Annotated in this window: 17 protein-coding genes; 6 read left to right on the top strand and 11 right to left on the bottom strand. The window is 69.3% G+C overall.

From position 1 onward, the window contains the following. Window positions 1-80 precede the first annotated feature (80 nt). Entirely contained in the window at window positions 81-1,373 is a 1,293-nt protein-coding gene (locus tag GJV82_RS13135) for an IS30 family transposase (RefSeq protein WP_225873335.1), read from the top strand. A 30-nt stretch (window positions 1,374-1,403) separates the two neighbouring features. On the opposite strand, the gene GJV82_RS13130 is transcribed toward GJV82_RS13135, so the two are convergent. Both GJV82_RS13130 and GJV82_RS13125 read right to left on the bottom strand, forming a co-directional pair. Further along, complete coding sequence (locus GJV82_RS13130) at window positions 1,404-1,844, bottom strand: hypothetical protein (protein ID WP_155099545.1); 441 nt, start codon at window positions 1,842-1,844, stop codon at window positions 1,404-1,406. Between the two features lie 377 nt (window positions 1,845-2,221). Then, window positions 2,222-2,773 (bottom strand): hypothetical protein, encoded by a 552-nt coding sequence (locus GJV82_RS13125; protein WP_155099544.1) that lies wholly within the window; start codon window positions 2,771-2,773, stop codon window positions 2,222-2,224. A 512-nt stretch (window positions 2,774-3,285) separates the two neighbouring features. On the opposite strand from GJV82_RS13125, the gene GJV82_RS13120 reads away from it, so the two are divergent. Next, complete coding sequence (locus GJV82_RS13120; RefSeq protein ID WP_155099543.1) at window positions 3,286-3,954, top strand: recombinase family protein; 669 nt, start codon at window positions 3,286-3,288, stop codon at window positions 3,952-3,954. Here GJV82_RS13120 and GJV82_RS13115 read toward each other — a convergent pair. The 4 genes from GJV82_RS13115 to GJV82_RS13100 all read right to left on the bottom strand — a co-directional run bounded on the left by GJV82_RS13115 (window position 3,923) and on the right by GJV82_RS13100 (window position 7,595). Then, window positions 3,923-4,393: a DUF4411 family protein gene (locus tag GJV82_RS13115; RefSeq protein ID WP_155099542.1), complete on the bottom strand. Its 471-nt coding sequence runs from the start codon at window positions 4,391-4,393 to the stop codon at window positions 3,923-3,925. The two genes, GJV82_RS13120 and GJV82_RS13115, sit on opposite strands and share 32 nt — an antisense overlap. A 4-nt stretch (window positions 4,394-4,397) precedes the next feature. Beyond that, window positions 4,398-5,594, bottom strand: a complete 1,197-nt coding sequence (locus tag GJV82_RS13110; RefSeq protein WP_155099541.1) for an XRE family transcriptional regulator — start codon at window positions 5,592-5,594, stop codon at window positions 4,398-4,400. A gap of 29 nt (window positions 5,595-5,623) precedes the next feature. Then, window positions 5,624-6,223 (bottom strand): recombinase family protein, encoded by a 600-nt coding sequence (locus GJV82_RS13105; protein WP_155099540.1) that lies wholly within the window; start codon window positions 6,221-6,223, stop codon window positions 5,624-5,626. 316 nt (window positions 6,224-6,539) lie between these two features. Further along, window positions 6,540-7,595, bottom strand: coding sequence for a hypothetical protein (locus tag GJV82_RS13100; protein WP_318657614.1), 1,056 nt, complete (start codon window positions 7,593-7,595; stop codon window positions 6,540-6,542). A 250-nt stretch (window positions 7,596-7,845) separates the two neighbouring features. Between GJV82_RS13100 and GJV82_RS13095 the strand changes: the two genes are divergently transcribed. Further along, window positions 7,846-8,313 (top strand): general stress protein, encoded by a 468-nt coding sequence (locus GJV82_RS13095; RefSeq protein WP_155099539.1) that lies wholly within the window; start codon window positions 7,846-7,848, stop codon window positions 8,311-8,313. A gap of 155 nt (window positions 8,314-8,468) precedes the next feature. Here GJV82_RS13095 and GJV82_RS13090 read toward each other — a convergent pair whose 3' ends face one another. Together GJV82_RS13090 and GJV82_RS13085 are read right to left on the bottom strand one after the other, a co-directional pair. Continuing rightward, entirely contained in the window at window positions 8,469-11,066 is a 2,598-nt protein-coding gene (locus GJV82_RS13090) for an ATP-dependent Clp protease ATP-binding subunit (RefSeq protein WP_155099538.1), read from the bottom strand. A 57-nt stretch (window positions 11,067-11,123) separates the two neighbouring features. Continuing rightward, window positions 11,124-11,594 carry an Hsp20/alpha crystallin family protein gene (locus GJV82_RS13085; protein WP_404812979.1) on the bottom strand — a complete coding sequence of 157 codons (471 nt, stop codon included), beginning with the start codon at window positions 11,592-11,594 and terminating at the stop codon, window positions 11,124-11,126. 396 nt (window positions 11,595-11,990) lie between these two features. Between GJV82_RS13085 and GJV82_RS13080 the strand changes: the two genes are divergently transcribed. Then, the gene (locus GJV82_RS13080) at window positions 11,991-12,560 is read left to right on the top strand and encodes a recombinase family protein (RefSeq protein ID WP_155099536.1); all 570 of its coding nucleotides are present in this window, start codon (window positions 11,991-11,993) and stop codon (window positions 12,558-12,560) included. Between the two features lie 33 nt (window positions 12,561-12,593). Here the strand turns inward: GJV82_RS13080 and GJV82_RS13075 are convergent, their stop codons facing one another. Then, window positions 12,594-13,079, bottom strand: a complete 486-nt coding sequence (locus tag GJV82_RS13075) for a GNAT family N-acetyltransferase (protein ID WP_404812981.1) — start codon at window positions 13,077-13,079, stop codon at window positions 12,594-12,596. A gap of 307 nt (window positions 13,080-13,386) precedes the next feature. Here GJV82_RS13075 and GJV82_RS13070 point away from each other — a divergent pair, with 307 nt between their 5' ends. Both GJV82_RS13070 and GJV82_RS13065 read left to right on the top strand, forming a co-directional pair. After that, window positions 13,387-13,608 (top strand): DUF2188 domain-containing protein, encoded by a 222-nt coding sequence (locus GJV82_RS13070; RefSeq protein WP_155099534.1) that lies wholly within the window; start codon window positions 13,387-13,389, stop codon window positions 13,606-13,608. A gap of 21 nt (window positions 13,609-13,629) precedes the next feature. Continuing rightward, window positions 13,630-14,613 (top strand): ATP-dependent DNA ligase, encoded by a 984-nt coding sequence (locus GJV82_RS13065; protein WP_155099533.1) that lies wholly within the window; start codon window positions 13,630-13,632, stop codon window positions 14,611-14,613. Between the two features lie 54 nt (window positions 14,614-14,667). Here GJV82_RS13065 and GJV82_RS13060 read toward each other — a convergent pair whose 3' ends face one another. Then, window positions 14,668-14,829 carry a hypothetical protein gene (locus tag GJV82_RS13060; RefSeq protein WP_155099532.1) on the bottom strand — a complete coding sequence of 54 codons (162 nt, stop codon included), beginning with the start codon at window positions 14,827-14,829 and terminating at the stop codon, window positions 14,668-14,670. A gap of 644 nt (window positions 14,830-15,473) precedes the next feature. Beyond that, the gene (locus GJV82_RS13055) at window positions 15,474-15,815 is read right to left on the bottom strand and encodes a hypothetical protein (protein ID WP_155099531.1); all 342 of its coding nucleotides are present in this window, start codon (window positions 15,813-15,815) and stop codon (window positions 15,474-15,476) included. Window positions 15,816-16,150: the final 335 nt, after the last annotated feature.

Below are 16,150 nucleotides of genomic sequence, written 5' to 3'. Positions count from 1 at the left end.
ACACGGGGTACTTGCCACCTGGCGGTCTCAACCCACCAACGCACCACGAGGGTGGATGATGCGTGGTCGTGGAGGTCGGGATGGGTGTCGTGACGTCGCTGCCTGCAGCGGTGCAGGAGGTCGTGTGGCAAGCATGGGGCGAGGGCGATTCGCTACGGCGGATCGCCGATCGCGCCGGCCTCCAGGAGCATCACGTGCGCCGGTACCTGCTCCGTCACGGCGGGGTGCGACCCGTGCTGCCGAGACGGTCGCCGCGGCACCTGAGCCCAGGTGAGCGGGAAGAGATCTCGCGCGGGATCGCCGCTGGTCTCTCTGCCCGGAGGGTCGCCGAAGGGCTGGGCCGTTCAGCGTCGACGATCTCGCGCGAGATCGCCCGCAACGGCGGCCGCGCCGCCTACCGCGCTACGGTCGCCGACGAGCGCGCCCGCGTCGAAGCCAGGCGGCCACGGGCGCCGCGTCTCGCGATCGACGAGCGGCTGCGGGCGATAGTGCTCTCGCGGCTCGAGCTGGACTGGTCCCCGCAGCAGATCGCGGCGTGGCTGCGCCGCGAACATCCCGACGAGCCCGGCATGTGGGTCTCGCACGAGACGATCTACCGCGCCGTCTATCTGCCGGCGTCGCGGAACCTCCCGAAGGCCACCCACCGGCGGCTGCGGTCTGGTCGCACGATGCGCCGATCCCGGCTCGTGAAGCGTTCGCACGGTCGCGGGCACCTGCGCGACATGGTCTCGATCCATCACCGCCCCGCCACCGTGACGGACCGGCTCGAGCCCGGCCACTGGGAGGGTGACCTCGTGATGGGCAAGCGACCGAGCGCGGTCGCGACCCTCGTCGAGCGCACAACCCGCTACCTGAAGATCGTTCCGCTGCCGGACGGGATCAAGGCCAAGGACGTCAGCATCGCCGTCGCCCGCGCGCTGTTCAACGTGCCACCCGGCATGTGCAAGTCCCTGACCTGGGACCGCGGACGCGAGATGGCCGACCACGCCTTCCTCAGCGCGCTCATCGACGCCCCGGTCTACTTCTGCGACCCCCGCAGCCCGTGGCAGCGCGGCACCAACGAGAACACCAACCGCCTCCTACGCCAGTACCTCCCACGACGCACCAACCTCGCCGAGACGACCGACCACGAGCTCGAGCGGATCCAGAAGCTTCTCAACGAGCGACCGCGCAGGGTCCTGGACTGGGTCTCGCCAACTGAACTGTTCGTGGCGACGGCTCGACGGCTAAGGCCGCAGAGATCGCCGCTGGGTAGCGTTCGGTCTCTCCACACGTCGGAGGTCATCGGCGCTGGTGCTCGCAGCTCACCGCATCTCAGTCTTGAGTCAGTCGAACTCGGTTGCGCTCCGGCCGAGCCGATCGAAGATGCCTAGGGCACGTCTCCCAAGTCTGGAGTCGATCAATCACGCTGGGCCGTTGGGGCGTTCACCGACCCCGGCCCATTCCTGCAACCGTTGGATCACGACCGCGGGCGGCTGCTCGTACCGGCCCAGCGTCAGTTCGCCGCCGACATGCTCGACGATGACCCTGTCGGACCACGTCGGGCGATTAGGCACGTCGCCGCGAACCGCTCGAACGTCCTGCCGCGCGATCGACACGACCCGCCACCAGCGTCCGACGAAGAGCCGTTCGTCAGTCGCGATGACCTGCCTCCGGTCGACTGGCGCGAACAACTCGACGAGCATGAGAGTGAGCAGCACCGCGAAGAACCCGATGAAGAGCACCATCGCAGTGCGTCCGCCCGCCAGGCTGTGAGTCGCACCGGCGAGCCCGGCGAACCCGCAGACGGGGCCGATCCAGTACCAGCGTGAGCGCGGCTGTTCCTGCGCGATCACCTCCCGCATGGGCGCCCCCGTCGTTGGTCGACTACCTCGTCCGAGCGTGCACACAACCGAGGTCTGGCGCGAGCGGGCGAGGATGCTGGCCCTGGGGTGGCCCATCCGTTTCACGCTTCTGGGGCAAGGTGCGACGCCCTGTGTCACGCTCGACGGCATGGCTCGCAGCCGTCGCGAGGTCGCGTTCATGGTCGGATGGGTCGCTCTGATAGGCGCCCTGCTCGGCTGGATGACCATGCGAGCCCTCTCCGGGCAGACGTGGACGTGGATTCTCGGGGCCCGTGGTCGGCGCCACGCTGGGCTCGCTGCTGAAGCGGTGGATTGAGCGCCGACGCGCAGAGCGAGATCGGCCCTGGTCGGAGCGCGGCTGACCCTCGCCCGCGCCCTTATAGCCCCGGTCCCGCTAGGTAGTTGGCAATCCGTTCTACGCGCTCGGGGGTGAAGTGCTCCTTCCACGAGGTAAAAGCCCGCTCGGAGCGCCAGCCGCATGCAGAGCACACGACCGACTCGTAGAAGCCTTCGCCTTCATCGTCGTCCTGGATGTCGTCGACGAGCCGGTAAGACTCGCACTGCGGGCACCGAGCAGGCTGGTCCTGGTCGTGTCGCCTCACGAGCCTGGTCAGTGTCGAGATGAGGTGTCCCGTTGCTTCGAGAACCAGATCCGCATCGTCAGGAGTGGCATTTGAGTCGTGCTGCAGCCCGACAGTGAGGTCCCACGTCTTGTCGACGATGGCCTTGAGGTAGCTGCGCTGTCGGCCTTCAGAGAGCCTCTCGGCGTAGATCCCGCCCCAACCCTTGAAGTCCGCCGCCTTCGGGGGCTCCGCGATCTGGCCGACCCAATCAGCGTCTCGGTACTGCTTGCCCAGAGCGATGAGCGCGTCGCGACACTTAATCCCCACCGCCTGGAAGTCCTCGGCTTCCGAGACGTTGTCCATCACCTTGAGCGCGTCACGGTATCGACGCCACGGCGGAGAGACCGGTTCGTCCTCAGCGTCGCCGCGACTGCGCTCGGCGATGACCGCTCCGAGGCCGACGTGGAAGATGAGCCTGCTCTGCCTGCGGAAAGTCGGTCTGCAAGTAGAGATTCGTCGGATCCGTGATCACCCACCAGCGCGTCTTCGCGCAGTGGACGTCGAAGATCTCGTGGGTCCGCCCAAGCACTCGCCGGGAATCGACCCGCTGAACGAGGCCAGCCTGGTCGTCCTTCGGCGACTGGCTGTTCACATAGTCGCGTATCGCACGCTCCTCATGTTCCGCCAGCTCACCCATCGCCACTCCCCGCGCTCGACATGTCGCCATTCTGCCCGCGAACGGGTGTCCGCATACGGATCCCCTACCGAGACACCTTGCACGCCGCCGCCCTCCGAGGTGGCACCGCGATCCAGGCCGTCTCGGTAGACCCGCCCGGAATTGTGCCCGGTGAAGGCCGCTCATCTGCGACACTCACAACATGACCGCGACGCTCATCGGGTACGCACGCTGCTCGACCGCCGAACAAGACCTCAACGCCCAACGCCAAGCGCTCGAGACGATGGGCGTCGACCCGCGCCGCGTCTACGTGGACCAGGGCGTGACCGGCACCCACCGCGACCGTCCGGGGCTCCGCGAGGCCCTCGCCGCGACCAGGGCCGGGGACACGCTCGTGGTTACCAAGCTCGACCGCCTCGCCCGCTCGATCCGCGACGCACGCGACATCGTCGACGAGCTCACCACCCACGACGTCCGGCTCCAGATCGGCGCCACGGTGCACGACCCAAGCGACCCCGTCGGCCGACTCCTGCTCAACGTGCTTGCGATGGTCGCGGAGTTCGAGGCCGACCTCATCCGAGCCCGCACCCGCGAAGGCATGGCCATTGCCAAGGCCAAGGGCAAGCTCAAGGGCCGCAAGCCCAAGCTCACCCCCGCCCAGGAGCGACACCTCGTCGACCTCCACCGTGCCGGCAACCACACCTCCGCCGAGATTGCCGAACTCTTCGGCGTCTCTCGCGCCACCGTCTACCGCGCGATGGGGCGTTCCTCGCGGCCGGCCAGTAGGCGGTCTCAACCCGTCAACGCACCACGGGCAAGGTACCGGGTCGCGTCATCGATCAGCGAAACACCCAGCCTTGCTCCTGGATGAAACCGAGGAGGTTGAGTTGCCGGACTCCCATCGCTTGGCAGACGTCAGGGATCTTGGGTCGGGCGAGATTGCGACTCGGGTTCTCCTCCGTCACGACGACACCGTCGTGTACGAGCGCCAAGGCGATGACGAAGGGGTCTGCGCCGCTACGCCCGCTACCGATACCGATGAGGCGCTGATGTTGGGCCAGGACGCTTCGCACAGCGAGCTGCACCTCGTGTGTGAGCTCAACGAAGAGGTCGGGCTGCGCGCGGGACCACGCGTGGACCTCGTCTTCTCGTGCCGCGAGCTCTTCGCGTACGAGGTCAATCGCTCGGATCCGGCCTGCCCCGATCATCTGCTCGATGCGTTCCCAGACAGCGGGGAAGGTGGTTGGCGGCAGCAAGTCGCGTTGCCCGTTGAGGAGGGTGCTGGTGTCGAACGAGTAGAAGCCAGTCATGGTTCTAGACCGCTTCGCTCAGTGCGGCGGTGTTGGCCAGCCGTGGGATCTGGCCGACCTTGGCGTTCAGGTACGTCGCGGCGGTGTAGCTGTCGATGACTCGGCGCCGGTGTGCATCAGCCACGATCCGGACGTATCCCTTGCCGAGGTCACGAACCGTGTTCCGGTACCAGTTGCCGCCCTTGGGCCGCGATCGAGCTTCTTCCTCTTCGTATCTGGCAAGGAACGCCTCGCGCTGTGCGCGGTAGAACGAGCGGTCCACGCGACCCAGGGTGACCAGTCGACGAAGGAACGCTTCTGCGCTGGTGCCGAAGGGTCGGGCGGCCGAAGCGAGTGCGTCGTAGTCCCAACCGGCGGGGTCGCCCTGTCGAGCTATCACTTCGGGTCGGGCGAGGACGAGCGCGGACGGCATCAGGATGGCGGCCGCGATCGCGTTGCAGCGCGCCTCAAGCTGTCGATCTGGCGAGGTGGCTCGAGTGTCCGTGATGGTGTCGCAGAGGCCCTCTGTGTGAAGGAGCAGGTGTGCGTACTCGTGGATGAGGCTGAAGAGACGTCCGCGGGCGGCGTCGGCACCGTTGACGACGATGACGGGGACCTCATCGAAGTACAGCGAGAAGCCGCGCATCTCTGTCGTCGCTACGTTTCCACCGGCCGTGGCCATGACGAGCACGCCAGCTGTCTCGAGAGCGGCGATCCAGGCATTGAGATGCTCGTATGTCGTCCCTGCGCCGCGGGGGAGGGGAAGGGGTGAGCGCGCAAGGAGGTTCTCGCGCGCCACTGCTGCGATCTGCTCGTCGTTGGTAGGTAGCGCCGAGAGTCTCCACGCTGAAGGCGGTGCGACGTCGTCAATCTCGGCGAGCTCAAGGAGGTATTCCCGCTGTAGGTGAGCCCGCCTGTAGTCGGCGTGAAGCGCAGGAGACCATGGGCCTGCCGCTGCGCCGTCGAGTCGGCGGAAGTCTCTGAGCGTGTCGAAGCCCTCCGGAGGGGCGGGGAGGTAGAAGACGCCCAGCGACCGTCGGTAGAGCTTTGCCGCATTGCGCAGTTGTGCGACCGTCGGCTGCGCGTCACCGGATTCCCATGCTGCCACGCGGTCCTCGGGGATCCCGAGTTTTCGTGCAGCGGCCACCGGCGTCAGGTCGATCGTTTCTCGCGCCCAGCGCAGCACGGAGGGCTCGACGAGCGCGGGGATCGACTTGGCCATCTGCGAATCCTCCCGTATGTGTTGGTGAGTTAGCGGCCGCTAGTGGGCTGTGTGAGTCGACCGTGACGCTCAACTGCGCGATAGACGGTTGCCCGGGAGATGCCGAAGAGCTCGGCGATCTCGGCGGAGGTATGGCTGCCGGCCCGGTGAAGGTCGACGAGGTGACGCTCCTGGGCGGGGGTGAGCTTGGGCCTACGGCCCCTGAGCTTGCCCTTGGCCTTCGCGATGGCCATGCCTTCGCGGGTGCGGGCACGGATCAGGTCGGCCTCGAACTCGGCGACCATCGCGAGGACGTTGAGCAGCAGTCGGCCGACGGGGTCGTTCGGGTCGTGGACGGTGCCTCCGATCTGGAGGCGGACGCCGTGGGTGGTGAGCTCGTCGACGATGTCGCGTGCGTCGCGGATCGAGCGGGCGAGGCGGTCGAGCTTGGTTACCACGAGTGTGTCCCCGGCCCGCGTCGCGGCCAAGGCCTCGCGCAAGCCGGGGCGGTCGCGGTGGGTGCCGGTCACGCCCTGGTCGACGTAGACGCGGCGCGGGTCGACGCCCATCGACTCGAGGGCCTGCCGTTGGGCGGTGAGGTCTTGCTCGGCGGTCGAGCACCGGGCGTAGCCGACGAGCGTCGCAGTCATGGCAGGAGTGTCGCAGATGAGCTGCCCTCATCGGGCATATTTGCGGGCGGGTCTAGCGAGACAGAGAATCCGAGGCGCCGGCTCACGCGTCGTGACGGCGCGGGGTGTCTCGGTAGGGGTTGGTCTTACGGGACGATCGCTGCGGGATGGCACGGCGCGCGCTTCAGAGCCGGGTGAGGGTCGGACCAGCGGGTATTGCATGTGGGCCGTCGCGCGGCGAAAAGGGCGCGTTGGCGCGGTATCGGGCAGGGGGCTGGTGCGAGTTGGGAGTCGCGACGGGCTGGGCACGGCTCCAATCTGGGCTCAGCCGCCGTGGTCAGGTGTGTGTTGGTCCGTCCTGGTTGGTGTCGCGGCCCACCGGCTGGACCGCCTCGCTGGTGCGGGTGTAGGCGGCGTCGCGCACGTCGTCGTAGTCTTCCAGGCCCGCGCCGAGGGCGCCGCCGACCGTGGCGATCGTCGCCGTGAGCCAGGCAAGGCGCCCGTACTCCGCTGCGCCAAGTGCCGTGCCCACCGAGGTGGCATACACCGATTCCGAGACGAGGAGCAGCGCGCCGAGCCATGCCAGGACGAACAGCGCGAGGTAGTAGACCAGCACGCCGATGACGACGGTCGCGAGGGTGGCGAGGTTGAAGAGGACCACCTGCTCGCGTTCCTGGCGGTGCCGCGCGCGTTCCCACAGGCCGCCGCCGAGGACGAGCGCGAGGGTGAGGGCGCCGACCGACAGCACCCCGAGGCCGGTGAGTCTGAGCGACCCGTAGGAGGCGGACAGCGACCACAGGTCGGAGGTGACGAGCGCCGCGACGCCGCTGGCGGCGGCGACCGTGAGCGAGCGCGACAGTCGGAGGGCGAGGCGCCATGGCCGGTTCGCTCGCACCATCCCAAGCAGAACCCAGAGGTTCCCGCCGAGCACGCGGGCCGCGAACTCCACCGCGTTGTCCCCCGGATGGTCCTTGGTGTCGGCCGCAAGCTGACGCAGCCGCCGATCTAGCGAGCGCCCTTCGGCCTCCGCGCCGAGCAGCGTGGTCACGACACCGACGACGGTCTCCTCCGCGCGCCGCTGCACTCGCACTGGTCCTAGCGCCGGGACGGAGACCAGGCCGACACCGTGCACCGGGCTGGTGACGACGGCGAGGGTGCGGTGCCCGTCGCGTAGTGGGGAGTCGGTCAGGACGACGGCGAGGTCCCAGTCCGCGTCGAGCATCCGGTCCCGGGTCTCCTCGAGGAGCTCGGTGCGGCCGGCCGGTGGCCGGGTGAGGACCTCGTGGACCACGGACACCGTCCACCGGGTCCCGGGAAAGCGGGCGGCCAGGCGCTCGGACAGGGTTGTCTCGAGTGCTGAGCGCACGAGCTCGGCCGCGCGGGGTTCGAGCACGACACCGAGGTGCAGCGTGAGCGGGCGGGCGGCGGGCGGCTGAGCGGGATGTGGCACGGGTCAAGTCTCGGGGATCGCGATGACCGCGGGGGAGATCGATGCGGCGAGGTGCGATCAGGGTCATCCAGCACCGAGGGCCGGTGCCGTAGCCCCTGCACGCGATCAGTGGGCCTGTTGACGAGGTGCACGACGCGGGCCAAGGGCGTACGATCGGTCGGGCTCAGCGCCGGACCGCTCCCTGGAGATCGCCATGACCCAGAACCCAGCGACCAGTGGCCAGGCGGACTACCGCACACTGGCGGAGTTCCCCGACTACGCGGGCGCCCAGCGCCTTGTCGATCTCCTCTCCGATCGCGGTTTCCCTGTGGAGAACGTCCGCATCGTCGGGACCGGCATGCGGTCGGTGGAACAGGTCACCGGCCGGCAGACGAACGCTCAGGCGGCTCTGCGGGGTGCCGCCGGAGGCGCCTGGTTCGGCCTGCTCATCGGTCTGCTGTTCTCGATCTTCGTCATCGGCGGCTGGTTCTGGCTGTGGATGCTCCTCCTCAGCGCCCTGATCGGTGCCGTCTTCGGCGCGATCTTCGGGTTCATCGACCACGCGGCCACCGGTGGACGGCGCGACTTCACCAGCGTGAGCACACTCCAGGCGAGCACCTACCACGTCGAGGTCGCGAGCACGCAGTTCGCGGAGGCGCAGCGACTCGGGAACCTCGTCTGAGCGGCGTTCCTCGCTTGGGCCCGGCGATCCTCCCCTGGGCCCGGTAACGGCTCTCGCCCCTCGCCGAGCGCCTGTCCCTCTCGTACGAGTCACCGCGGAGCTGCCCTTCCGGGCGCCTCTTGTCGCCCCGCAGCGGGACGTCAGCCCGCGGTTTCCTAAGGGGCTCCGGCGCCGGTGTCCTGTGCTGTCTCGTGGGCGGCGCTCATCTCCGACCCCGTCATCTGGCCGGGCGGCGGTTCGCCGTCGGTCTCGGTGCCCCGGGTGGTTGAGAAATGCAGCCGTCCGTCGCTGATGGTGACGGTGACGGTGTCACCCGGGCTCAGGTCGCCGGCCAGGAGAAGGCGAGAGAGCTGGTTGTCGAGCTCGCGCTGGATGGTGCGCCGGAGCGGGCGGGCGCCAAACTCCGGCTGGAAGCCGCGGTTGGCGAGCCAGTCCAGGGCCTGGTCGGTGATGTCGAGGGTGATGTTCTGAGCGCGCAGCCGCCGTCGCGTCTGCTCCAGGAGCAGGGTGGTGATCTTGCGCAGCTGGGTGCGGTCCAGGCCGCGGAAGATGATGATCTCGTCGATCCGGTTGAGGAACTCGGGCCGGAAGGACTGCCCGAGCAGGTTCATGAGGGTCTCGCGCAGGTCCTCCATGGAGCGGCCGGCCTGGGTGGCCGCCAGGATGCGCTCGGCGCCCACGTTGCTGGTCATGATCACGACCGTGTTCGAGAAGTCCACGGTGCGGCCCTGGGCGTCGGTGAGCCGGCCGGCGTCCAGGAGCTGCAGGAGGGTGTTGAAGACGTCGGGGTGGGCCTTCTCGATCTCGTCGAGCAGCAGCACCGTGTACGGGGTGCGGCGGACGGCCTCGGTCAGCTGGCCGGCCTCCTCGTAGCCGACGTACCCCGGAGGGGCGCCCATCAGCCGGGAGACGGTGTGGCGTTCTTGGAACTCGCTCATGTCGAACCGGACCATCCGGCCCTCGTCGCCGAAGAGGGCCTCGGCCAGCGCCCGGGCGAGCTCGGTCTTGCCCACGCCGGTCGGGCCCAGAAAGAGGAACGAGCCGACGGGCCGGTTGGGGTCGGACAGCCCCGCGCGGGCCCGCCGGACCGCCTCGGCGACCGCCTCCACGGCCTCCTCCTGCCCCACCACCCGGCCGTGCAGCGTCTCCTCTAGCCGCAGCAGGCGCTCCTTCTCCTCCTCGGTCAGCTGGGCGACCGGGATACCGGTCGTGCGCGAGACGACCTCGGCGATGTCCTCGGCGGTGACCTCCGGCACGGGGGCGCGCTGGCTGCGGGCTTCCTCCAGGCGGGTGCGGGCGGCATCCAGCTCGGCCTTGAGGGTGTTGGCCCGTTCGTAGTGCTCGGCCGCGACGGCGGCGTCCTTGTCCCGCTGCAGCCGGGCGGCGTTCTCCTCCAGGTCCCGGACGTCGGGCGGGGCGGTGCGGGCCCGGAGCCGGACCCGGGCGCTGGCCTGGTCGATCAGGTCGATCGCCTTGTCGGGCAGGAACCGGTTGGTGATGTACCGGTCCGAGAGCGTGGCCGCGGCCACGGTCGCCTCGTCCGTGATCCGGACCTGGTGGTGCGCCTCGTACCGGTCGCGCAGGCCACGCAGGATCGCGATCGTGTCCTCCACCGACGGCTCGGGCACCAGGATCGGCTGGAAGCGGCGCTCCAAGGCCGGGTCCTTCTCGATGTGCTTGCGGTACTCATCGACCGTCGTCGCCCCGACGACCTGCAGCTCACCGCGCGCCAGGGCCGGCTTGAGCATGTTGCCGGCGTCCATCGAGCCTTCCGCGGCGCCCGCGCCGACCACCGTGTGGAGCTCGTCGATGAACACGATCACCTCCCGCTCGGCGGCCGTGACCTCATCGATGACACCCTTGAGGCGCTCCTCGAACTCCCCGCGGTACTTGCTGCCCGCCACCATCCCGGCCAGGTCCAAGGCGATCACCCGCCGGTCCTTCAGGGTGTCCGGGACGTCGCCGTTGACGATCCGCTGGGCCAGGCCCTCGACGATGGCCGTCTTGCCCACCCCCGGGTCCCCGATGAGCACCGGGTTGTTCTTCGTGCGCCGGGACAGCACCTCCAGGGTCTGCTCGACCTCGCTGTCCCGGCCCACGACCGGGTCCAGGCGGCCCTCACGAGCGGCCTCGGTCAGGTCCCGGCCGTACTCGTCCAACATCGGGGTGCTCGACTGCGCCCGGCCCGACCGGGCCGGGCCCTCGGCGCCGGCCGGGCTGGTCGGGCGAACCGCGTCCGTGTCCGGCAGCGCCCGGGCCAGCACCCTCCCAGCCACGGACTCGGTGTTCGCGGCCAGCCCCAGCAGCAGGTGCTCTGGGTTGATCGACGCCGAACCCGCACCCCGCGCCTGCCGGTACGCATCCAGCAGCGCCCGCTTCGCGGCCGGCGTCAGCGACAACCCGTCACCCTGAGCTGCCGGCTCACCGTGCGGAACCGCCTGCTCCAACTGGGAGGCCAACGCGGCGACGTCCACCCCGGCCTGCTCGAGCAACGTCCGGGTCGCAGGCTCCTGGGTCGCCGCCCACAGCAGATGCTCGGCGTCGACGTCGCCGTTGCCCCACTGCGCCGCCTGCGCCGCTGCTCGCGAGATCAAAGCGCGCGCCTCCGCCGACAAGGACCGCGACAGGTCCACCCGCTGCATCGACGGCGCCGTGGTCTGGCGGGCGCCGAGCAAGCTGAAGGGGTCCCGTCCGCCGAAGAACTGGTTGATCAGGTCATCGAAGGGGGAGTCGAACCCGAATCCACTGGTCATGGCTACCTCCGAACCTGCCACGGGCGCCGCCGGTCAGCACCGGCGCCCACGACGACGTCACTGTGCATGGCCGGACCCCTCACCAGAACCCTGCTGACCGCCCTGCTCGATGCTCTTCTGCCCGCCGGAGGCGGAGACCTGGATCTTGCGGGGCTTGGACTCCTCCGCCAGCGGGATGGTCAACGTCAGGACACCGTCGGCGTAGTCGGCCTGGATGCGGTCCACCGCCAAGCCCTGACCCAGCGTCAGCTGGCGAGCGAACGTCCCCGCGGGGCGCTCCCGCACCAGCCACTGCGCCTCGCCCTCCTGCTGCGGGCGCCGCTCGGCACGCACCGTCAGCGTGCGGTCCTCGACGTCGATGTCGATCGAGCCCGGGTCCACGCCCGGCAGGTCGATCTTGACCACAAACTCCTCACCGGAGCGGTACAGGTCCAGCGGGATCAGCGCAGCGGACGGGCTCTGACGCAACGCCGAGCCGAGCAGACGCTCGACCTCACGGAACGGATCGAGAACGGTCATCGCAATCATCACCTCTCTGTGCCGGTGCCAGGACAGTCCCGGCCGGACATCCATGGCACCACGACCGCCCCGCAGCACGCATCTCGACCGGAGCTCGCCGGGTGACGCCCCACTGAGTGGCGTAATTAACAGGTGGCCCCTCCGGCCCTTCAGACCGAACCTCGAGCTTCGCGGTCCAGCGCTTAAAGACGTGTCCCGTTCAAGGACCGGCTTGCGGAACGTGAGCCTCACTCGCAGCGTCCTCTTGCCCGCGTGCTTGGAGGCCGCCACTGAGCTCCGACAGAACCCCGCCATATAGCGGCGCAAGCCACAGCGACACGCCGAGAGAACATGTCGCAGAACTAGTGTCCGGAAACCCCCGCTGTCGCAGAACGCGACCCGGGGGTTTTCGCTACCGTCACCGCCATGGCACACACCTACGGGTACGCCCGGGTCTCCACCACCGCGCAGAACCTCACCGCCCAGGTCGACGCGCTCACCGGGCCCGGCGGGGTCGACGTGCGCGACGTCGTCGTGGAGAAGGCCTCCGGGCGCCGCGAGGACCGTCCCGAGCTCGCCCGCGTCCTCGCGCAGCTGCGCGAGGGGGACGCCCTCGTCGTGACGAAGCTCGACCGGCTCGGCCGGTCCGCCGCGCACGTCGCCCGCCTCGTGGCCGACCTCGACGAGCGCGGCGTCACGCTCCGGTCACTGTCGGAGACGCTCGATACCTCGAGCGCGGCCGGGCGACTCATGGTGCACGTGCTCGCCGCCGTCGCGCAGATGGAGGCCGACCTCGCGCGCGAACGCACCCTCGACGGCCTCGCGGCCGCCCGTGCCCGGGGCCGCGTCGGCGGCCGGCCAACCGTCATGACCCCCGACCGCATCGAAGCCGCCCGTGTTGCCCTCGCCGGCGGTCAGTCCCGCGCTGCTGTCGCCCGGGCGCTCGGTGTCTCGCGAGACACGCTCTATCGGCACTTGGCGACGCTCGAGGGGTGAGCGCGGGCCGCGGCCCGCGTCAGGACCGCTCGGCTAGAGCCGCCAGTCCCCGGGGAACTTCTCGGTATGCTTGTAGACGTAGGAGCCCCCGAGCGCCTGGTAGCGGGGGTCAAAGTAGGTGATGAGCCCGTTCGCATACTCCCGGGGCACGGGGGCGCCGGGAGGTGCGCAGCTGTAGCCCGCGCGGCGAAACAGCGCGACGGCGGCTTCACTTCCGGCGTAGGCCGCGATCGAGTGCAGCTCACGGTCCGTGTCCTCGACGCCTCTTCGTTCGGCTGCCTCGAGGAGTGCCAGTGCTATGCCCTGTCGCCGGTGGGTCTCTCGCACGGCGATTTCGTCAACGAAGGCGCAGCGCCGTAGGTACTTGGCGAAGCGTGCGGGGTCGGCGCCCATGGGGTGACCCGGCTTGCTGGCGATATCGAGTGCCTGTCCCACCGGGACGGCGAGGTGCACGGCGCCGACGAGGGCGCCGCCGTCCTCGACGCCAAGCCAGACGTCCGCGGGCAACACCCACTCGATGTGCGGGTGGCGTTCCCGCTCCGCCTCGAACGTGGGCCGCGAGCTCGCGATGGGCGGGATGGCTCGGCACCCCGATGCGGGAACGCACGACGTGGTCGATCTGTTTTGCGAAAAGTCCCGCGGCCCTCGTCGTGCCGTTGGGGGCGTCCAGGGGTACGACAGTCCAGTTCATGGGCCCGATCTTTCCGGAACGACGGCTCCATAGGCGGCACGGCGCGGCGTCTCGCACTCACGCGGCGGCCAGCGAACGTGCGAGAACCGGGGGGTCGTTCCACGGTGGTCTGACCACCAGCGGAAGGAGTACCCCGTGGCCGTGACGATCGAGGTCTACCACCAGGACGAGCAGTGGCACGTGCGCCGGCAGGGCGAGCGTGAGCCGTTGTCGAACCACGCGAAGAAGGACGATGCCGTGGCCGCCGGGCGCGCGGCAGCCGAGCGTGAGAGCGCTGAGCTCGTGATCAAGAACCTGGACGGGACGATCGCGCAGAAGGACTCCCACGGGCACGACCCGCGCAACGTCCCGGGCTGAGCCGTGGCCGACGCGAGGGCGATGCCGTACGACGTCGCCCTCGCGCGCGCCGTCGAGCAGATCCCCGCGCCGAGCGCGCTCGAGGGCGGCTGCCGCTACGAACCGAAATGGGACGGCTATCGCGCAACCGCGGCGGTCCGGGACGACGGCGCGCGCATCTGGTCCCGACGCGGGACCGACCTGAGCACGCTGTTCCCCGAGATCGTCGCCGCACTCGAAGCCCAGCTCGACCCTGGCGTCGTCCTCGACAGCGAGCTCGTCGTCTGGCAGGACGGCCGGCTCGCGTTCGAGGTACTGCAAGAGCGCATGGGACGCGGCCCGCGCGCGGCCGCGGCCGCCGCCCGTGCCCGGCCGGCGTCCCTGGTCGCGTTCGACGTCCTCGAGCTCGACGGCCGCGACGTGCGGGCCGAGCCGTTCGACGCCCGACGGACGTTGCTCGTCGAGCTCGCGGCGACGTGGCGGCCGCCGCTGAACCTGTCGCCCGTGACCGACGACGTCGACGAAGCGCGCGAGTGGTTCGAGACGTACACCGCGGTCGGGGTCGAGGGCCTGGTCGTCAAGGGCGGCGCCGAGCCCTACCGCGGGGGAGAGCGGTCCTGGTTGAAGGTGAAGCACCGCGCGACCGTCGACGTCGTGTGCGCCGCGGTGACCGGCACCCTGTCCCAGCCTCAGGAGATCGTCGCCGGCCTGCCGATCGATGGTGACCTGCGCATCGTCGGGCGGACGACCCCGCTCACCCCCGGCGCACGGCGCCGGCTCGTCCCACTGTTGCACCGGCCGACGGGGGAACATCCGTGGCCGTCGCGAATCTCGCCCGGCACGTTCGGCAGGTTCAACGCGCGGTCGGCGCCGATCGATCTGACGCTCGTCGAGCCGTTCGTCGTCGAGGTCTCCGCCGACGTCGCCTGGTCCGGGAAGTCGTGGCGCCACCCGCTCCGCTTCGTGCGCGCCCGGCCCGAAGTCCCGCTCGAGGAAGCCCTACCGCCCGCGGCGAGACCGGTGTGAGACAAGCCGGCTTGCTGGGCACCGCCTCAGTCGGTGCCCAGCTCGCCGGTTCGGCTAGGTGCTCGCGACGAGCAGCGGGAGCGTGTCGCTCACGCAGGCAGCGACGTCGGCGGGGACCCCGCCCGACATGAGTAGCACGAGCAGGACGATCAGGAGACTCGACTGAGGAGTCTCCGGGCGGGAGCGACGGCTCTCGCCCGTAGGTGTCTTGGCCACGAGGGCTCCAATCTGTTTGGAGTCTCGTCGCGCGGTTCACTGAGCAAGTTTGCTACGGTGACGTTGTACGCATGACCGCGTGAAACCGTGAACGACGAGTCTCGATGTTGACGTGAATCGCGGACGACAGGGTCGGACCAGGCTGCAACCTGGCCGGCCCTTCGTCGTCCGTGACAGGAATCGGACCGGCGGCAGAAGTCCTCCGGCCCTTTCCTGTGACCACACTGTACCTAGTGGTCGACACAGTGCCACCGCACTAGATGTCGTGGTCGAGCTTCACCCGTGCGCACGTGGTAGCAACCCAGCGATCGGCCCGAGACCTGCAAGTTCGAGCCCTCAAGAATCGTCGTCCCCAATGTGCCGCCCACAGGGATACCCACCGATCAAATCGGGAATTCCGCGACACTTAATCCGTCGTCCACAGGGTGTGTAGGACGTCAGTCCACAGCCTGTGAGAACGATCGGACAGGGTCATTCCACGCCGAAAGCTCGGGTGCGCCGAGCGTCATCGCACACAAGAACTAGTCCAAACCGGACATGGGTTGGCTCAAACACGTCGGCGTGTCGCATTGCTCGGCGTGTCGGCGTCGGCTGGCGCACCGACCTGCAAGAACGGGAAGCGCGCCCACGTAGCGTGGCGGAGCTCATCGCCCCGGGGGCCCGGGTTCGAGCTGTTCTCGACGTCGCCGTTGGTGGGCGGTGAGCAGCTGGGGCGGCATGCGTGTGACCTTCAGATCCTCCAGGTACTCGGAGTCCTCGTCGGTGACGTGGGTCTGCGCGTGGCCTCGCCCCGCGTTGGCCGCTTGCGCCTCAGACATGGTCGGCTGGCCGTAGGTGAGGCAGGCCGGACACTCCCACCACCACAGGCCGGGATCACCTGGGACCGGGCTGGCCAGAACTTCGGGGAGCCGCCCATCGAGATACTGCGCCCGGAGCTGGGCCCACTCACGCGCCCACGCCTTCTTCTGCTCCCCGTAGGTGCTCACGGGCCCACCCAAACACATCGGGATCACCTGTGTCTGACCGGTGGGAGCGCACGAGCCGGGCGCGGGTCTCCTCGCGCCGGGCTGGGCGTAACGCCGCCGCTCCCGTGGACGCGGTGAGTGCTACTCGCGCCACTCGGGATGGCGCTACCGCGATGGATCGCCCTGGTTCTGTTTGACAGAACTAGGGGTTTTGTTTTACACTTCTGTCATGGCGATCACGTGGCGGGACAGCGCGTTCAAGCACGGCGTCACTCGTGACGAGGTGCTGTACGCGATGCAGAACCCCGTGCACGTCGAGCCGGAGTTCGACGAGTCGCGCGACGGGACGGGCGAGG

It is taken from the genome of Cellulosimicrobium composti (assembly GCF_009711085.1).
In the GTDB taxonomy this organism is placed as follows: Bacteria; Actinomycetota; Actinomycetes; order Actinomycetales; family Cellulomonadaceae; genus Cellulosimicrobium; species Cellulosimicrobium composti.
This window is presented reverse-complemented; position numbering and strand designations above follow the sequence as displayed.

What these genes read in the sequence shown, in the direction of transcription:
- GJV82_RS13105 (WP_155099540.1), bottom strand. Translation starts at nt 6,223, where the DNA reads ATGACTGCGACGCTCGTCGGCTACGCCCGGTGCTCGACCGCCGAGCAA.
- GJV82_RS13110 (WP_155099541.1), bottom strand. Translation starts at nt 5,594, where the DNA reads ATGGCCAAGTCGATCCCCGCGCTCGTCGAGCCCTCCGTGCTGCGCTGG.
- GJV82_RS13115 (WP_155099542.1), bottom strand. Translation starts at nt 4,393, where the DNA reads ATGACTGGCTTCTACTCGTTCGACACCAGCACCCTCCTCAACGGGCAA.
- GJV82_RS13080 (WP_155099536.1), top strand. Translation starts at nt 11,991, where the DNA reads ATGGCACACACCTACGGGTACGCCCGGGTCTCCACCACCGCGCAGAAC.
- GJV82_RS13095 (WP_155099539.1), top strand. Translation starts at nt 7,846, where the DNA reads ATGACCCAGAACCCAGCGACCAGTGGCCAGGCGGACTACCGCACACTG.
- GJV82_RS13085 (WP_404812979.1), bottom strand. Translation starts at nt 11,594, where the DNA reads ATGATTGCGATGACCGTTCTCGATCCGTTCCGTGAGGTCGAGCGTCTG.
- GJV82_RS13120 (WP_155099543.1), top strand. Translation starts at nt 3,286, where the DNA reads ATGACCGCGACGCTCATCGGGTACGCACGCTGCTCGACCGCCGAACAA.
- GJV82_RS13090 (WP_155099538.1), bottom strand. Translation starts at nt 11,066, where the DNA reads ATGACCAGTGGATTCGGGTTCGACTCCCCCTTCGATGACCTGATCAAC.
- GJV82_RS13065 (WP_155099533.1), top strand. Translation starts at nt 13,630, where the DNA reads ATGCCGTACGACGTCGCCCTCGCGCGCGCCGTCGAGCAGATCCCCGCG.
- GJV82_RS13135 (WP_225873335.1), top strand. Translation starts at nt 81, where the DNA reads ATGGGTGTCGTGACGTCGCTGCCTGCAGCGGTGCAGGAGGTCGTGTGG.
- GJV82_RS13130 (WP_155099545.1), bottom strand. Translation starts at nt 1,844, where the DNA reads ATGCGGGAGGTGATCGCGCAGGAACAGCCGCGCTCACGCTGGTACTGG.